We start from the raw sequence: 16,422 nt of genomic DNA, 5'->3' as shown, positions 1-16,422 counted from the left end.
AGACAGGACGGAATATCATGACTTTACTTAATCCCTACTTTGGCGAATTTGGCGGCCAGTATGTGCCGCAAATTCTGATGCCTGCGCTGGCGCAGCTGGAAGAAGCTTTTGTCAGCGCACAGCGCGACCCTGAGTTTCAGGCTGAATTCATTGATTTACTGAAAAACTACGCAGGCCGCCCGACGGCGCTGACGCTGTGTAAAAACCTGACGGCTGGCACTAAAACCAAGCTGTACCTCAAGCGCGAAGATTTATTGCACGGCGGTGCGCACAAAACGAACCAGGTGTTGGGTCAGGCATTGCTCGCGAAACGCATGGGCAAAACGGAGATCATCGCTGAAACCGGCGCCGGTCAGCATGGCGTAGCGTCAGCACTGGCCTGTGCCCTGCTCGGCCTGAAATGCCGCATTTATATGGGCGCCAAAGACATCGAGCGTCAGTCCCCGAACGTGTTCCGTATGCGTCTGATGGGTGCGGAAGTGATCCCGGTGCACAGCGGCTCCTCCACGCTGAAAGATGCCTGTAACGAGGCGCTGCGCGACTGGTCTGGCAGCTATGAAACCGCTCACTACATGCTCGGCACCGCGGCAGGTCCGCATCCGTATCCGACCATCGTGCGTGAATTCCAGCGCATGATCGGCGAAGAAACCAAAGCGCAAATGCAGGAACGCGAAGGCTGCCTGCCGGATGCGGTGATCGCCTGTGTCGGCGGCGGTTCCAATGCCATCGGGATGTTTGCTGATTTCATCGACGACACCAGCGTGAAGCTGATTGGCGTTGAACCGGGCGGCCTGGGCATTGAAACCGGGCAGCACGGCGCACCGCTCAAACACGGCCACGTGGGTATTTATTTTGGTATGAAAGCGCCCATGATGCAGACGTCAGAAGGCCAGATCGAAGAATCTTATTCTATCTCCGCCGGTCTGGATTTCCCGTCCGTCGGCCCGCAGCATGCGCATCTCAACAGCATTGGCCGTGCGGAATATGTCTCGATCACCGATGACGAAGCGCTGGAAGCCTTTAAAGCTTTGTCCCGCCATGAAGGGATTATTCCGGCACTGGAATCCTCACATGCGCTGGCACACGCACTGAAAATGATCAAAGAAACACCGGAGAAAGAACAAATTCTGGTGGTGAATCTGTCGGGTCGCGGTGACAAAGATATTTTCACCGTACATGACATCCTGACTGCCCGGGGAGAAATTTAATGGAACGTTATCAGCAATTATTCGCGCGTCTGGAAAGCAAAAAAGAAGGCGCGTTTGTTCCTTTCGTTACGCTTGGTGACCCGGGCGTTGAGCTGTCACTGTCAATCATTGATACGCTGATTGAAGCCGGTGCCGATGCGCTGGAACTGGGCATCCCGTTCTCCGATCCGCTGGCCGACGGCCCTGTTATCCAGAATGCTAACCTGCGTGCCTTTGCTGCCGGGGTGTCGCCGACGCAGTGCTTCAACATGCTGGCACGCATTCGCGAAAAACACCCGGACATCCCCATTGGCCTGCTGATGTACGCTAATCTGGTTTTCCATAACGGCATTGAAACCTTCTATCAGCGCTGCGCTGAAGTGGGCGTCGATTCTGTGCTGGTGGCTGATGTGCCGTTCGAAGAGTCTGCGCCATTCCGTGCAGCCGCGCTGCGCCACGGTATCGCCCCCATCTTTATCTGTCCGCCTAATGCATCAGACGATTTGCTGCGCGAGATCTCCTCGCACGGCCGCGGCTACACGTATTTGCTGTCACGCGCTGGCGTGACCGGCACTGAAAAGCGTGCGCTGACGCCTCTGAATCATCTGGTCGATAAGTTGCGTGAATATAACGCCGCGCCACCTCTGCAGGGCTTCGGTATTTCCGAACCTGCGCAGGTGAAAGAAACCCTGGCTGCAGGCGCAGCAGGGGCTATTTCCGGTTCTGCGACCGTGCGTATTATCGAAAACAATCTGCACCAGCCTTCCGAAATGCTGGCTCAGCTTTCCCGTTTCGTCAGTGAAATGAAAGCCGCCACCCGCGCATAACCGGTATAAACAGAACGTGAGGGGTTAAAACACTCGCGTTCTGTCTCTTTTCACCTCTTTGCGATTTTTCTGCACTTAAATAGTTGCCTATTTATTTGTATAAACCCCATGAATAAACCAAACTAAAATCACTCACCAAGCCTATGATTATACGGGCTCTGACCGCATCGCTTGCGTGAGTTCAGGCCTTATGTGTACTGATCGTTTCTTTTGGTTTTATAACAAAGCATGGAGAGTTATTTATGAAGCTATTCAAGATCTTGTCTGCGTTCTGCATGGCAGCCGTTGTGGTAATGGCCGTTGCCGCCTGTGCGCCAACAAAAAAATCAGAAGGAACCGGCGGTTATATCGATGACACCGTGGTGACGACGAAAGTGAAATCAGCCTTGCTGGCAGATAAAACCATCGCATCGCGTGAAATCAGCGTCGAAACCTTTAAAGGTCGCGTACAGCTGAGTGGCTTTGTGACGTCAACCGCTGATGCTAACCGAGCGGTAGAAGTGACGCGCGGCGTGGCCGGTGTTCGTTCAATTGAGAACGACATGCGTCTGAAGTAATCAGGCTTGCCGGAAATAAACGTGAAAGAGGCGCCTGAGCGCCTCTTTTTTATGCCTGTATCGTCGATCAGAAACGGTAGCCGACGCCAAACATAAAGACCCACGGGTCAATCCGGGTGTTGATGTTTTGCTGCTCGCCACCGGCTTTGAATTTCACTTCCGTATCAATATCCATCCACCAGACAGACATGTTGATCAGCCAGTTCTCATCGAGGTTGTAGTCAAGACCGGCCTGCGTAGCCACGCCCCAGGAGTCTTTTACGCTCAGGTCTGACAATCCCGCATCGCGGCCAGTCTGGTTGAAATTTGTGTCGTAAAAGGTGGTGTAGTTGATACCCACACCGAGGTACGGACGCAGTTTATCCAGCTTATCTCCGAAGTAGTACTGCGCCATCAGAGACGGCGGCAACTGTTTCACTTCCGCGATGGTGCCGGTGCTTTTCAGCCCGACTTTATGCTGGAACGGCGTGGCGGCCAGTAACTCGACGCCGATGTTATCGGTAAACATATAGCCGAGTGTCATGCCCATCTGCGTATTGTTATTGATATCAAAAGAACCCAGTCCAAGTACATTGTCTGATCCTTCGGTCGGACGAACCGTGGCTGTTCCTACGCGAAAAATCACATCCCCTGCCTGATGTGCGTTCGCAACCGCCGGAAATGCCGCTGCCGCGACGAGTGCCCAATATGCTGCTTTCATTATCCCTTCCCTTTGTATGGATTAGTATTCACCGCGCGAATGATACCCACTCTGTGGCATGGTTTGATCTACGCGGGATCACATCTTTAAAACAAATTTTCACAAATTGCATCTTTCGCAAACCGATCTAAATCTATAAAAACAAAGGAATTGATCTACATCAAAAACGAGGGAATTTGTTGAGTTCACAAATGCAGCGAATATCTGTTGCTTAAAAAAAAGGCACTGCGTAGTTTGGACAGTTCTGTGGATTTTGGTTTGGTGCAGTAAAGGAGTCTGCCGCTTTCCAAAATGAGCGAAATGAACAATCCCTGTATGACCTGTGGCGCATGCTGTGCGTATTTCCGGGTATCCTTTTATTGGGCTGAATCTGAAGAGGCTGGCGGACGCGTTCCGCAGGCGCTGACAGAGCAAGTCACTCCCTTTTTGAGTTGTATGCAGGGCACTGGCAGTAAGTCACCGCGCTGTATCGCTCTGGAAGGTGAAGTGGGTCAGTCTGTTTCCTGTTCCATTTACCTTAACCGCCCCTCACCCTGCCGCGAATTCGATCAGTCGGGTTTGAATGACGTGAGTAACTCCGCCTGTGACCGCGCCCGTGCGCATTACGGCCTGCCCCCGCTGGAAGTGAATTTACCGTTACCTGATTTTGTTAGCTGATGGCTTCAGGCAGCAAATCATCATGCAAAATGACAGGAAGTCAGCGCAAAACTATCGGCGATAACCATTTAAAGGTTACAATCGCCGTCTTATTGTTTTTTGCTTTTTGCCAAGGAGCGTTCATGCCTATCACGGCCAGTACGTTGTACCGTGACAGTTTTAATTTTATGCGTAATCAGTTGGGTAGCATTTTGCTGCTCTGCGTGCTGACCGCATTAATTACCGTCATCTTGAACCAGATTTTCATGCCTGGCAGCGACCAGCTTAGCGTGCTCAGTGCAGGCAGCGACGATTTGCTGAGTAACACCGGCATGAGTATTCAGGAGCTGGTTCAAAGCATGTCGCCTGACCAGCAGAAAGTGTTGCTTCAGGTTTCTGCAGCGGCCACTTTTTCTGCGCTGATCGGCAATGTGTTACTGGTTGGCGGAATGTTAGTTCTGCTTCAGCAGGTTTCCGGCGGAATGCGGACCAGCGCGCTGCGGGCACTTGGCGCTGCGGCACCGATTATGCCTCGCCTGTTCGGTCTGATGCTGATTTGTACGCTACTGGTGCAACTGGGTCTGACATTGTTCGTCGTTCCGGGCATTGTGCTGGCGGTGGCGACGTCCCTGTCTCCGGTGCTGTGCGTTAATGAAAAAATCGGCGTGTTCAAATCCGTAAAAGTGAGCAGCAAACTGGCGTTCGCGAATCTGCGCTTAGTGGTTCCGGCGATCATGTTCTGGCTGGCAGCAAAAATGGTGCTGTTGCTGGTGGTGAGCCGCCTGGCGATGCTGTCTCCTGACGTTGCCGCGGTGATCCTGAGCGCGCTGAGCAATCTGGTTTCTGCCTTATTGCTGATTTATCTGTTCCGTCTTTACACAAAATTACGCGTGTAATATTTACAACTCTTTTTAAAGGGCGCTCAGGCGCCCTTTTCTTTTGTCCGCGAAATGATTCCGGTATAGTCATCCCATACATAAAACATGGAATGAAGTATGAAGCAGCTCCTCGATTTTCTTCCCCTGATTGTCTTTTTTGTGGTTTATAAGCTTTACGACATTTTCGTCGCATCAGGCGCGTTAATCGCTGCCACGGCGCTGGCGCTGGTCATCACCTGGGTGGTGTACCGCAAAATTGAAAAAATGACATTAATCACCTTTGCCATGGTTGCCGTGTTCGGCACCCTGACGCTGGTTTTCCATAATGATGAATTCATTAAATGGAAAGTGACCGTGATTTACGTGCTGTTCTCTGGCGCACTGCTGATAAGCCAGCTGGTGCTGAAAAAACCGCTGATTCAGCGGATGCTGGGCAAAGAACTGACATTACCCGATCACGTGTGGAATAAACTGAATGTCAGCTGGGCGATATTTTTCCTGCTCTGCGGTCTGGCGAATATTTACGTCGCATTCTGGTTACCGCAAAATATCTGGGTTAACTTTAAAGTGTTCGGCCTGACGGTCCTGACGCTGGTATTTACCCTGCTGAGCGGGGTGTATATTTACCGGCATATGCCGGATGAAGAAAAAAAATAAGTGTTCTCCTGTCTGGGCCTTTCTCTGAAAGGCCTTAATTTTTGAAATCATTGAACTGTGTGAAGCCACTCTCTATGAACGAAAAACATAGCTTACCTAATGGTGAAATGGTGCTGCGTACGCTGGCAATGCCCGCGGATACCAATGCGAATGGCGATATATTTGGCGGCTGGTTAATGTCGCAGATGGATATGGGGGGTGCGATTCAGGCCAAGGAGATCGCCAAAGGTCGTGTGGTGACAGTGCGAGTGGACGGCATGACGTTCCTCAAACCTGTCGCTGTGGGAGATGTTGTATGTTGCTACGCACGCTGCATCCGCACCGGCAACAGCTCCATCACCATCAATGTGGAAGTCTGGGTTAAGAAAGTCTCCTCCGAGCCCATCGGGCAGCGTTACAGAGCCACTGAAGCGGTCTTCACGTATGTTGCCGTGGATGAAGAAGGCAAATCGCGCCAGCTGCCAGACGGCCGCAGTAATTTCAGCGTTGATTCTGACGGTGTGTCGCAGGATTAATAAAACGCCGTCATGCTTTAGAAACAAAAAAGGTCGCCTGTTAAAGGGCGACCTTTTTTATGCGCTACTGAAAGCGTGGCTTACTCGACGGACGAACCACCTTCCACTTTGAATACCAGATTAACCACCAGGTTACTGGCAGCCTTCGGTTCATAGCGCCACTTACGCATCGCCTGCTTCACTTCGCGTTCAAACATATTGCGAGGTTCAGCTGAGAGAATACGCACATTCTCCACGCGACCGTCACTGTCTACATCAAACTGAACACGGACACGGCCATCGATGCGTAACGCTAAAGCACGCGCCGGATAGAACGGTTTGCCACGTTCAAGAGGACGCGGACCGCTGGAACTTTGCGTATTACTTGACGCTGGCGGCTGGTTGGCCGGCTTGGTCACGGGCTGGTTGCTGGTCACCGGTGCCGTCTGAACCGTTTGTGTCGGCTTTTCTACCGGACGCTCAACGGGTTTTACCTTCGGCTTCACCACCGGTTTTTTAACCGGTTTCGGCTTAGGTTTTGGGGGTTCCGGGATCACCACGGCTTCCGGCGGCGGCGGTGGCTCTGGAACCACTTCCGGCTCTGGTTCAGGTTCCGGCGGTGTCGGTTCTGCCTGAGGCGGTGGCGGTGGTGGCGCAAAGTCAGCAGGATTGACCATCGTCACACTCATGACTTTCTGTTCCTGCACTGGCAGCTTGAGTGCGTCGCTCACCGTGACATAAAGCACAGCGGCAATAACTGCAGCATGTAAGCCGACGGAAAGTGCCACCGGCAAAGAAACCTTGCGAATAAACCTAAACTTTTTTAGCGGCATAATGATTCTTTTTCCCCGTGAAGCCGCAAGTTTAAATGTAAATAGCAATCATATTCAACACCGAGATGACAACTATTCTCAAATAACCTCTGCCTTGATCCCGCGCAAAGCACTTTCATCCGGCTTCAGGTTTAGCTATGTTAATTCTGCACATCACTCTGCCCGCACTGAACCCGGACAGAATGCTTATTAAAATCAAATTTAAGGTGGCTCATGCTTTACGTTATCTATTCTGAAGATGTTTCCGATTCACTGGAAAAACGCGCAGCGGCCCGCCCTGCACACATTGAACGCCTGAAAGCATTACATGACCAGGGACGCGTAGTGATTGCCGGCCCGACACCGGCCATTGACAGCGAAGATCCGGGTACCGCTGGCATGACCGGCTCGCTGGTAGTGATTGAGTTTGAAACGCTGGAAGAGGCAAAGGTCTGGGCAGATGCCGATCCGTATGTCGCGGCTGGCGTGTATAAATCCGTCACAGTAAAACCGTTCAAACGCGTTTTCTAAGCCCGGTGAGCGTCACGAACGCAACCTTCGTGACGCAATAACCCCGCAACCCGTCACAATGCTTTCATGGCTTCTGTGTTAGGATGTACACCCCTGCCCATGAGGTAAGCATTATGTCATTCTTCGACGGACTGAAGTTTCTAACCAGTAAAACCACGAAGGTTACCTGCCCGGAATGCGGTTATGTTGCTGAACAAATCAGCACCAAAGTTCGCAAAAACTCCACGCTGGTCTGTAAAAAATGTGGCGCGCTTTTTCAGCCTAAATCCCGCTAATCATGAACCCCATTCGTAGTTCACGGCATACAATGACAGGCGCTGATGTTGTTGATGGTGGATTTGACGAATACGGTAGATGTGACGATAGCGTCTCGACTGACCTTCCAGCCAGCGGCTTCTCCGGCGCTGAGTCTGGCGTAACATGCGCCAGCGACCGACTTCATTTTTACTGCGTTTCATACACCTGTGTCCCGTGGTGGCCGTCACTGTTCAATCATGAAAGAATAAGAACGGAAGAATTTAGCCGGGACATTATAGGCCGATGATCGTGTTATCCAAGTCTTGTTTCTCACCTTGTTGACCGTAATCAGCTAACCTTGAAGTCAGCACCCTGATGATTTTCTTATCGCCGGGTTGCTTTAAGAGGTAGCTGATTGATTGGTGGGAAAAAGTTGGTTAAAAGAACTCCCCAAACACGTACACTTATGCCCATGGCTTTCGAACAGGATTTTTCGTCTTTATGACAACTTTTTATACGGTAATCAGCGGATTTCTGGTTTTTGGTTACTGGTTACTGATAGCCGGCGTGACGTTACGTATTTTAATGAAACGCCGCGCGGTGCCTTCTGCCATGGCGTGGCTGTTGATCATTTACATCATTCCTCTGGTCGGAATTATTGCCTATCTGTCGTTTGGTGAATTGCATTTGGGCAAACGCCGCGCCGAGCGGGCGAAAGCGATGTGGCCTTCCACGGCTCGCTGGCTGAACGATTTAAAAGAGTGCCAGCGAATTTTCGCGACCGAAAACAGCGAAATTGCCGCGTCATTATTCCAGCTGTGCGAGCGTCGTCAGGGCATTGCGGGTGTCAAAGGGAATCAGCTGCAACTGCTGACCACCAGCGATGACGTCCTCAAGGCGATGATGCGCGACATCGAACTGGCACGCAGCAATATTGAGATGGTTTTCTATATCTGGCAGCCCGGCGGGCTGGTGGATCAGGTCGCAGAATCGCTGATGGCGGCTTCTCGTCGCGGTATCCATTGCCGCCTGATGCTGGACTCTGCGGGCAGCGTGGCCTTCTTCCGCAGCCCGTATCCGGCAATGATGCGTAATGCCGGTATCGAAGTGGTCGAAGCGTTGCAGGTTAATCTTTTCCGTGTGTTCCTGCGCCGTATGGATTTGCGTCAGCACCGCAAAGTAGTGCTGATCGATAACTATGTGGCTTATACCGGCAGCATGAACATGGTCGATCCCCGCTTCTTCAAACAGGATGCCGGTGTCGGTCAGTGGGTTGATCTGATGGCGCGCATGGAAGGCCCGGTCGCCACCACCATGGGCATCGTCTACTCCTGTGACTGGGAGATTGAAACCGGTAAACGCATTTTGCCGCCCGAACCGGATCTCAACCAGATGCCGTTCGAGCAGGAAAGTGGCCATACCATTCAGGTTATCGCCTCCGGGCCGGGTTTCCCGGAAGATATGATCCACCAGGCGTTGCTGACCGCGACCTATTCCGCTCGCGAACAACTGGTGATGACCACACCGTATCTGGTGCCAAGCGATGATCTGCTGCATGCGATTTGTACCGCCGCCCAGCGCGGGGTGGACGTCAGTATCATTCTGCCGATGAAAAACGATTCAATGATGGTGGATTGGGCGAGCAAAGCGTTCTTCGGAGAATTACTGGAAGCCGGTGTCAAAATTTACCAGTTCGAAGACGGTCTGCTGCACACCAAAAGTATTCTTGTCGATGGGCAGCTGAGTCTGGTGGGTACGGTAAATCTGGATATGCGCAGCCTGTGGCTGAATTTCGAGATAACGCTGGTGATCGATGACGCCGGATTTGGTGATGATCTTGGCCGTGTTCAGGACGATTATATTGCCCGTTCGCACCTGCTGGATGTCGAAGCCTGGCTCAAACGGCCTTTCTGGCACCGTATCGTCGAGCGTTTGTTCTACTTTTTCAGTCCGCTGCTGTAAATGCCGGATTGGGCGTGGTGTAATAGACGCAGTACCGGCTTTTTTGATGCCTGAATACACTTTTTGTAAATGAGAACGCTATGGACCTGAATAATCGCCTGACCGAAGACGAAACGCTTGAGCAAGCCTATGATATCTTTCTGGAACTGGCTGGAGATAACCTCGACCCCGCAGATATCCTGATCTTCAATCTGCAATTTGAAGAACGCGGCGGCGCTGAGTTGTACGATCCGGCAGAAGACTGGGTGGATCACGTCGATTTCGATCTGAATCCTGACTTCTTCGCCGAAGTGGTGATTGGTCTGGCTGATGCAGAAGACCAGCCGATCAATGATATCTTTGCCCGCGTACTGCTGTGCCGCGAGAAAGATCACAAGCTCTGCCATATTCTCTGGAAAGAGTAATCTTAAAAGCTGCATGAAAAAAAACCTGCCACCGGCAGGTTTTTTTATGCTTTGCGCCTGAGGCGCTTTATCAGAGCGGGTCGACTTTCAGGCAGGAAACCGCATGGCGGAAACTGCCTTCAAGCAACGGACGGGTCATCGCACATTCCGGACCGGCAATCGGACAGCGTGTGCGGAAAACGCAGCCTGACGGCGGGTTGATCGGCGAAGGCAATTCCCCTTCCAGCAACTGAATGACTTTGTTGCGCTCTTTATCCGGATCGGGAACCGGCACCGCTGACATCAGCGCACGGGTATACGGATGCTGAGGATTGTTGTACACCTCATCATAGGTCCCCAGCTCAACAGCGTGGCCCAGATACATGACCAGAACACGGTCGGAGATATGTTTCACCACGGCCAGATCGTGCGCGATGAAGATCAGGGATAACCCCATTTCGCGCTGCAGCTGTTGCAGCAGGTTAACCACCTGCGCCTGAATGGAAACGTCGAGAGCGGAAACCGGTTCGTCACAGATTATCAGTTTCGGCTCAAGGATGAGTGCGCGTGCAATACCGATACGCTGACACTGACCGCCGGAGAATTCATGCGGATAGCGGTTGATCAGGTTAGGCAACAGCCCGACCTTCAGCATCATCGCCTTCACTTTCTCTTTCACCTCTAACCGAGGCATATTCGGGTTATAGGTTTTCAGCGGTTCGGCGATAATTTCCCCGATGGTCATACGTGGATTCAACGACGCCAGCGGATCCTGGAAAATCATCTGAATGTCACTGCGGGTTTTACGCCACTCGTTATCAGACATATTCAGCAGGTCTTTGCCAAGCCACGCCACACGGCCATCGGTCGCTTTCACCAGGCCGATCAGCGCACGGGCAAAGGTGGATTTGCCACAACCGGACTCCCCCACGACGCCCAGCGTTTCCCCTTCATACAGACGCAGCGTCACGCCATCGACCGCTTTCAGGGTTTTCGAAGGCTGCCAGAACCACTGTTTACCATCTTTGATGTCGAAATGGACTTTGAGATCGGCCACTTCGAGCAGGACTTTTTTCTCCGGCGCATGGGTGTTCATTGCCGCGCTGTCCATGATTGTATTGTCTGTCATACCAGTTCCTCCAGCGGCTTGTAGCACGCACGCAAACGACCATCACCGAAACGCTCAAGCGGAGGTGCAGTGGCACAAATATCCATCGAGTGCGGACAACGTGGCTGGAACGGACAGCCTTTAGGCAGGCGCAGCAGGTTCGGCGGGTTACCCGGAATGGTCATCATCGCGCCACCTTCCGCATCAAGACGCGGAACGGCATTCAGCAAACCAATGGAATACGGGTGGCAAGGCTCGTAGAAAACGTCGCGGGCGCGACCATATTCCATGGTACGTCCTGCATACATGACCAGCACTTTGTCACAGATACCGGCAACAACGCCCAGATCGTGGGTGATCATGATAATCGCCGTATTGAACTCGGCTTTCAGCTCATTCAGCAGCGTCATGATCTGAGCCTGAACGGTCACGTCGAGGGCCGTGGTCGGTTCGTCAGCAATCAGCAGCTTCGGACGGCACAACAGCGCCATCGCAATCATCACACGCTGACGCATGCCGCCGGAAAACTCGTGCGGGAACATCTTCATACGCTTGCGGGCTTCCGGCATTTTCACCGCGTCCAGCATGCGCACAGATTCTTCGAAGGCCTCACGTTTGCTGAGATTTTTGTGCAGTATCAGCACTTCCATCAGCTGCTCACCCACACGCATGTACGGGTTCAGTGAGGTCATCGGATCCTGAAAAATCATCGAAATCTGTTCGGCGCGCAGCTTGTTCAGCTCTTTTTGCGGCAGATTGAGAATTTCGCGGCCGTTGAATTTAGCCGAGCCTTCAATGCGACCGTTGCTCGCCAGCAACCCCATCAGCGCAAACGCAGTCTGAGATTTACCGGAGCCGGATTCGCCAACGATCCCCAGGGTTTCGCCAGCGCGCAGATCAAAGTTAAGATCGTTAACCGCAGTCACATCACCGTCCGGAGTTTCGAACGTGACGCGCAGGTCTTTAACATCAAGCAGCGTCTGCCCGTTCGCAGCGTGCGATGACGCGGCATTCGCCTGAATTTGTTCAATGGTGCTCATGATTGCACTCCTTAACGATCTTTCGGGTCGAGGGCATCACGCAGGCCATCGCCGATAAAATTGAAACAAAACAGAGTTACAACCAGGAAGCCTGCCGGGAACAGCAGTAACCAAGGTGAAACTTCCATCGAGTTGGCACCGTCACTCAGTAACGCGCCCCAACTGCTCAGCGGCTCCTGCGTACCCAGACCCAAGAAGCTCAGGAAGGATTCGAACAGGATCATGCTTGGCACCAGCAGCGACGCATAGACCACGACGACACCCAGTACGTTAGGAACAATGTGACGCAATACGATATTTCGCGTACTCACACCACTGACCAGCGCCGCTTCGATGAATTCTTTACGTTTCAGGCTGAGCGTCTGACCACGCACGATACGCGCCATGTCCAGCCACGACACCATACCGATCGCAACGAATATCAGCAGGATATTTTGCCCGAAGAAGGTCACCAGCAGGATAACGAAGAACATGAACGGGAAGGAGTTGAGGATTTCAAGCAAACGCATCATAGCGGAGTCAATTTTGCCGCCCAGGTAGCCGGACAAAGACCCGTAGAGAGTCCCGAGGATCACCGCCACCAGTGCAGCAGCAACGCCGACCATCAGGGAGATTCGCCCGCCGATTGCCACACGCACCAGTAAGTCACGGCCTGATGAGTCAGTACCGAAAAAGTGGTGAGAAGCCATATCAGGCGCGGCTGACATCATGTTCCAGTCAGTATCATCGTAGGCAAACTGCGACAGCAACGGGGCAAATGCCACGAACAGCGCAATAAAGGCCAGAACGATCAGACTGGTTACCGCTGCGCGGTTATGCATAAAGCGACGACGTGCGTCCTGCCACAAGCTGCGGCCTTCAACTTCCAGTTTTTCGCTGAAGTTCTCGACAACGTCGCTGTTTTTCTTACTTAACATCATTGACGTACTCCGGCATTAATAACGGATTTTCGGGTCGATGACGGCGTACAGCACGTCAACGATCGCATTGAATAAAATGGTCAATGCGCCCACTAAAATAGTCAGGCTCAATACCAGTGAGTAGTCACGGTTTAAAGCACCGTTAACAAACAACTGGCCGATGCCCGGCAATCCGAAAATGCTCTCGATAACCATCGAACCGGTGATGATCCCAACAAATGCTGGCCCCATATAGGACAGCACCGGCAGCAGCGCAGGTTTCAGTGCATGGCGCAAAATAATGCGATGCAACGGCAAGCCTTTGGCGCGGGCTGTACGGATAAAGTTGGAGTGCAGAATTTCGATCATCGAACCACGGGTGATACGCGCGATACTGGCGATATAGGCCAGTGACAAGGCGACCATCGGCAGGATCATGTATTTCACCCCACCGCCGTTCCAGCCGCCGCCCGGCAGCCATTTCAGTGTGATGGCAAATATCAGCACCAGTAATGGCGCGACCACGAAACTGGGGATAACCACCCCGGTCATGGCGACCCCCATCACCGTATAGTCCCACTTGGTGTTTTGATTCAGCGCAGCAATAACGCCCGCCGTCACACCAAACACAATCGCCATAATGAATGCCGCCAGGCCTAATTTCGCCGAAACCGGGAAAGAAGCCGCGACCAGATCATTGACGGTGTAATCCTTGTATTTGAACGACGGGCCAAAGTCACCTTTCGCCAGTTGTTCTAAATAATTGAAATACTGCTTATAGATTGGATCATTGAGGTGATATTTCGCCTCAATGTTGGCCATAACTTCTGGCGGAAGATTACGCTCACCCGTAAAAGGGCTACCGGGGGCGAGACGCATCATAAAAAACGAAATGGTGATCAAAATGAATAGCGTCGGAATCGCTTCCAGACAGCGGCGTAAAATAAACTTTAACATTGCCCGTACCTGTTTCTAAGCCTGTCACTACAGCTTGATAGTTTTGGCTTGGTCACGATGCCCCGCGTGTGTGGGTCATCATGGTGGCTCTTTGCTTTGGCACTGAACGTCAGCGCTAAGAACATTACTTACATCAAATAAAAAACAGGGCAGCTCGGGGATGCCCTGTTCTTTTCACTGATTAGTGTTTGATGATGTACAGATCTTTCACGTAGACGTTGTCCTGTGGATCTTTACCGGTGTAACCGCCAACGTAAGGTTTCACCAGACGCGCGTTCACGTAGTAATAAACAGGCACGATAACGGAGTCTTTATCCAGCTGGGTTTCAGCTTTCTGATACAGATCAGCACGCTCGTCATCCGTCTTCGCGGTCAGAGTGTCAGCAATCGCTTTATCAAACGCTGCGCTCTTATAGTGAGAGGTGTTGTTGCTGCTGTCAGACAACATGGTGTTCAGGAAAGAAGAAGGTTCGTTGTAGTCAGAGCACCAGCCGGCACGCGCCACATCGAAGTTGCCCTGATGACGGCTGTCGAGGAAGGTTTTCCACTCCTGGTTAACCAGCTTCACGTCAACGCCCAGGTTTTTCTTCCAGATAGCCGCTGCGGCGATAGCCAGTTTTTTGTGCAGGTCAGAGGTGTTGTACAGCAGCTCGAAGGTCAGAGGTTTAGCCGGCGTGTAGCCCGCTTCAGCCAGCAGTTTTTTCGCTTCGGTGTTGCGCTGATCCTGAGTCTCTTTGAACCAGGCCGGAGGCGTCAGTTTCGCGCCGTCGGTGTAAGGAGGAGTGTAGCTGTAGGCTGGCAGGTCGCCCTGCGCTTTCACCTTGTTCACGATGATGTCGCGATCCAGGCCCAGTTTCAGTGCTTCACGAACGCGTGAATCAGTGAATGGTGCTTTCTGGTTGTTGATTTCGTAGTAGTAAGTACACAGGTACGGGTCAACATGAACTTCGGTAGGGATTTCTTTTTTCAGCTTCTGGAACAGTTCAATCGGCATGTTGTTGTAAGTCATGTCGATTTCGCCACTGCGGTAGCGGTTAACGTCTGTCACTTCTGAAGAAATTGGCAGATAGGTAACCTGGTTAATCACAGTTTTGGCGTTGTCCCAGTAAGTCGGGCTACGTTCGAGCACGATACGTTCGTTGACGGTCCATGCTTTCAGTTTGTATGCGCCATTGCTGACGTAGTTTTCTGGTTGAGTCCATTTGTCGCCAAATTTCTCAACAACACTTTTGTTCACCGGCTTCATCGCGGTGTGAGACAGCATTTTGACAAAATACGGTACTGGCTCAGTCAGGGTCACTTGCAGAGTATGGTCATCAATCGCTTTCACACCCAGCGTATCAGGGCTTTTTTTACCACTGATGATGTCATCGATGTTTTCGATGTGGCCGTATTGCAGGTAGCTTTCATAAGGAGAGGCGGTTTTTGGGTCAGCCAGGCGCTGCCAGCTGTATACGAAATCCTGAGCAGTCACAGGATCGCCGTTAGACCATTTTGCTTCCGGACGCAGGTGGAAGGTCCAGACTTTGAAATCTTTATTATCCCAGCTGGTGGCAACACCAGGGATCACACTGCCGTCTTTGCTGTCGGTATTGACCAGGCCTTCCATCAGATCACGGATCACGTTGGATTCAGGTACGCCTTCCACTTTATGCGGATCAAGGGACTGTACTTCTGAACCGTTGTTACGCACCAGTTCTTGCTTGTCTGACAGGGTCACGCCTGCAGGCACGGTGGCTGCAAAGGCGGTATTAATGGAAATGGCGCCAACCGCAGCCATGATGCAGGCAGCCAGCAGATTTTTTTTTGTGATGTTGGTCATTGTCATTCAACTCCAATTTTTATTATGAACTTGCACACTCTGGCGCAAGATAAACCCTTACTGCGTCAACGGGTTTCACAAGCAGGAACGAATTGCTCAAGAAAGGCCCCCATTCAGTAACCATCCGCGGATGGCTTCCCCTATTACTGCGTGAAGCAAGTGAAACGTCAGGCTGTTAAGCGCCATGCGGTTTCAGAGATCGTTAAGGAAGATCTCCTCCATTTGACTTACCCCGTTTATCACCGGCATTCATTCCGGAGGTACACCAGGCAGTCGCATACTGATATTCCTAATGACTTTAAATAAAATTTTTTGGCTGTCACCGGTATAGGTGAAAGCATTTCCGCCGTCATCAAACGTCAGAAATCAATTAAGAAGAAGAACTGAAGATTTGTTTTGCTGAGCGGGAAGATTCAACTCAGAGCTGTGTAATGGCGGTAACGCAAAGATCGTCTTCCTGCGAAAAGAAAACGACTGAGGATAATTTTGCGGTACGTATTGCGACACTTTGCTCTCCAAAAACAAATGAAATTGCTTCAATCTTTCTGTGCCTTGCAAGATTCGTTCTCACTTAGAGCATGACTCTACACAATTTTCCATTTGTTAAGACGATTTGAAAATTATCAGAAGCCCGATACCGGCGCCAATTAATTTTGCAAATTTGTTACGCAATTCTCTTTTATACGTTACTAAGCTTTTGAGCGCCCAAGATACCTACACCGTGAAACAGCAGGT

The 16,422-nt window shown here is 51.6% G+C and carries 19 protein-coding genes; 11 read left to right on the top strand and 8 right to left on the bottom strand.

The annotated features are described in order from the left end of the window. The first annotated feature begins 14 nt into the window (after nt 1–14). From trpB to ABSH60_RS18740, 3 genes are all read left to right on the top strand, one after another. Complete coding sequence (trpB, locus tag ABSH60_RS18750) at nt 15–1,208, top strand: tryptophan synthase subunit beta (RefSeq protein ID WP_183848127.1); 1,194 nt, start codon at nt 15–17, stop codon at nt 1,206–1,208. Then, entirely contained in the window at nt 1,208–2,014 is an 807-nt protein-coding gene (gene trpA / locus ABSH60_RS18745; protein WP_136375053.1) for a tryptophan synthase subunit alpha, read from the top strand. The genes trpB and trpA overlap by 1 nt, the downstream gene beginning before the upstream one ends. A gap of 242 nt (nt 2,015–2,256) precedes the next feature. Further along, nucleotides 2,257–2,571, top strand: coding sequence for a BON domain-containing protein (locus ABSH60_RS18740; RefSeq protein WP_390975247.1), 315 nt, complete (start codon nt 2,257–2,259; stop codon nt 2,569–2,571). Between the two features lie 67 nt (nt 2,572–2,638). On the opposite strand, the gene ompW is transcribed toward ABSH60_RS18740, so the two are convergent. Continuing rightward, entirely contained in the window at nt 2,639–3,271 is a 633-nt protein-coding gene (ompW, locus tag ABSH60_RS18735) for an outer membrane protein OmpW (RefSeq protein WP_136375054.1), read from the bottom strand. Between the two features lie 291 nt (nt 3,272–3,562). On the opposite strand from ompW, the gene ABSH60_RS18730 reads away from it, so the two are divergent. From ABSH60_RS18730 to yciA, 4 genes are all read left to right on the top strand, one after another. After that, on the top strand, nt 3,563–3,928 hold the full coding sequence (locus ABSH60_RS18730; protein ID WP_136375055.1) for a YkgJ family cysteine cluster protein: 366 nt from the start codon (nt 3,563–3,565) through the stop codon (nt 3,926–3,928). A 122-nt stretch (nt 3,929–4,050) separates the two neighbouring features. Beyond that, entirely contained in the window at nt 4,051–4,803 is a 753-nt protein-coding gene (locus ABSH60_RS18725) for a YciC family protein (protein WP_390975244.1), read from the top strand. A gap of 99 nt (nt 4,804–4,902) precedes the next feature. Next, on the top strand, nt 4,903–5,442 hold the full coding sequence (locus ABSH60_RS18720; RefSeq protein ID WP_056780754.1) for a septation protein A: 540 nt from the start codon (nt 4,903–4,905) through the stop codon (nt 5,440–5,442). A gap of 74 nt (nt 5,443–5,516) precedes the next feature. Further along, the gene (yciA, locus tag ABSH60_RS18715; protein WP_056780758.1) at nt 5,517–5,957 is read left to right on the top strand and encodes an acyl-CoA thioester hydrolase YciA; all 441 of its coding nucleotides are present in this window, start codon (nt 5,517–5,519) and stop codon (nt 5,955–5,957) included. An 80-nt stretch (nt 5,958–6,037) separates the two neighbouring features. Here yciA and ABSH60_RS18710 read toward each other — a convergent pair whose 3' ends face one another. Beyond that, the gene (locus tag ABSH60_RS18710) at nt 6,038–6,769 is read right to left on the bottom strand and encodes an energy transducer TonB (protein ID WP_122095516.1); all 732 of its coding nucleotides are present in this window, start codon (nt 6,767–6,769) and stop codon (nt 6,038–6,040) included. A gap of 213 nt (nt 6,770–6,982) precedes the next feature. On the opposite strand from ABSH60_RS18710, the gene ABSH60_RS18705 reads away from it, so the two are divergent. Beyond that, on the top strand, nt 6,983–7,279 hold the full coding sequence (locus ABSH60_RS18705; protein ID WP_056780765.1) for a YciI family protein: 297 nt from the start codon (nt 6,983–6,985) through the stop codon (nt 7,277–7,279). Between the two features lie 83 nt (nt 7,280–7,362). Beyond that, nucleotides 7,363–7,554 carry a YnfU family zinc-binding protein gene (locus tag ABSH60_RS18700; protein WP_338019865.1) on the top strand — a complete coding sequence of 64 codons (192 nt, stop codon included), beginning with the start codon at nt 7,363–7,365 and terminating at the stop codon, nt 7,552–7,554. Here the strand turns inward: ABSH60_RS18700 and ABSH60_RS18695 are convergent, their stop codons facing one another. Next, nucleotides 7,555–7,737 (bottom strand): YciY family protein, encoded by a 183-nt coding sequence (locus tag ABSH60_RS18695; RefSeq protein WP_056780770.1) that lies wholly within the window; start codon nt 7,735–7,737, stop codon nt 7,555–7,557. 280 nt (nt 7,738–8,017) lie between these two features. Here ABSH60_RS18695 and cls point away from each other — a divergent pair, with 280 nt between their 5' ends. Continuing rightward, nucleotides 8,018–9,478, top strand: a complete 1,461-nt coding sequence (gene cls / locus ABSH60_RS18690; protein WP_056780773.1) for a cardiolipin synthase — start codon at nt 8,018–8,020, stop codon at nt 9,476–9,478. Nucleotides 9,479–9,558: 80 nt separating this feature from the next. After that, entirely contained in the window at nt 9,559–9,882 is a 324-nt protein-coding gene (locus tag ABSH60_RS18685; protein WP_056780777.1) for an HI1450 family dsDNA-mimic protein, read from the top strand. Nucleotides 9,883–9,952: 70 nt separating this feature from the next. On the opposite strand, the gene oppF is transcribed toward ABSH60_RS18685, so the two are convergent. The 5 genes from oppF to oppA form a co-directional block, all read right to left on the bottom strand. Continuing rightward, on the bottom strand, nt 9,953–10,957 hold the full coding sequence (gene oppF, locus ABSH60_RS18680) for a murein tripeptide/oligopeptide ABC transporter ATP binding protein OppF (RefSeq protein ID WP_390975819.1): 1,005 nt from the start codon (nt 10,955–10,957) through the stop codon (nt 9,953–9,955). 29 nt (nt 10,958–10,986) lie between these two features. Next, nucleotides 10,987–12,009 (bottom strand): ABC transporter ATP-binding protein, encoded by a 1,023-nt coding sequence (locus ABSH60_RS18675; protein WP_056780780.1) that lies wholly within the window; start codon nt 12,007–12,009, stop codon nt 10,987–10,989. A gap of 11 nt (nt 12,010–12,020) precedes the next feature. Beyond that, nucleotides 12,021–12,929 carry an oligopeptide ABC transporter permease OppC gene (gene oppC / locus ABSH60_RS18670; protein WP_056780783.1) on the bottom strand — a complete coding sequence of 303 codons (909 nt, stop codon included), beginning with the start codon at nt 12,927–12,929 and terminating at the stop codon, nt 12,021–12,023. A 15-nt stretch (nt 12,930–12,944) separates the two neighbouring features. Beyond that, the gene (gene oppB / locus ABSH60_RS18665) at nt 12,945–13,865 is read right to left on the bottom strand and encodes an oligopeptide ABC transporter permease OppB (RefSeq protein WP_056780787.1); all 921 of its coding nucleotides are present in this window, start codon (nt 13,863–13,865) and stop codon (nt 12,945–12,947) included. A 181-nt stretch (nt 13,866–14,046) separates the two neighbouring features. Next, on the bottom strand, nt 14,047–15,687 hold the full coding sequence (gene oppA / locus ABSH60_RS18660) for an oligopeptide ABC transporter substrate-binding protein OppA (RefSeq protein ID WP_122095517.1): 1,641 nt from the start codon (nt 15,685–15,687) through the stop codon (nt 14,047–14,049). Nucleotides 15,688–16,422 lie beyond the last annotated feature (735 nt).

It is taken from the genome of Rahnella sp. R3(2024), from assembly GCF_042920125.1.
In the GTDB taxonomy this organism is placed as follows: Bacteria; Pseudomonadota; Gammaproteobacteria; order Enterobacterales; family Enterobacteriaceae; genus Rahnella; species Rahnella rivi.
This window is presented reverse-complemented; position numbering and strand designations above follow the sequence as displayed.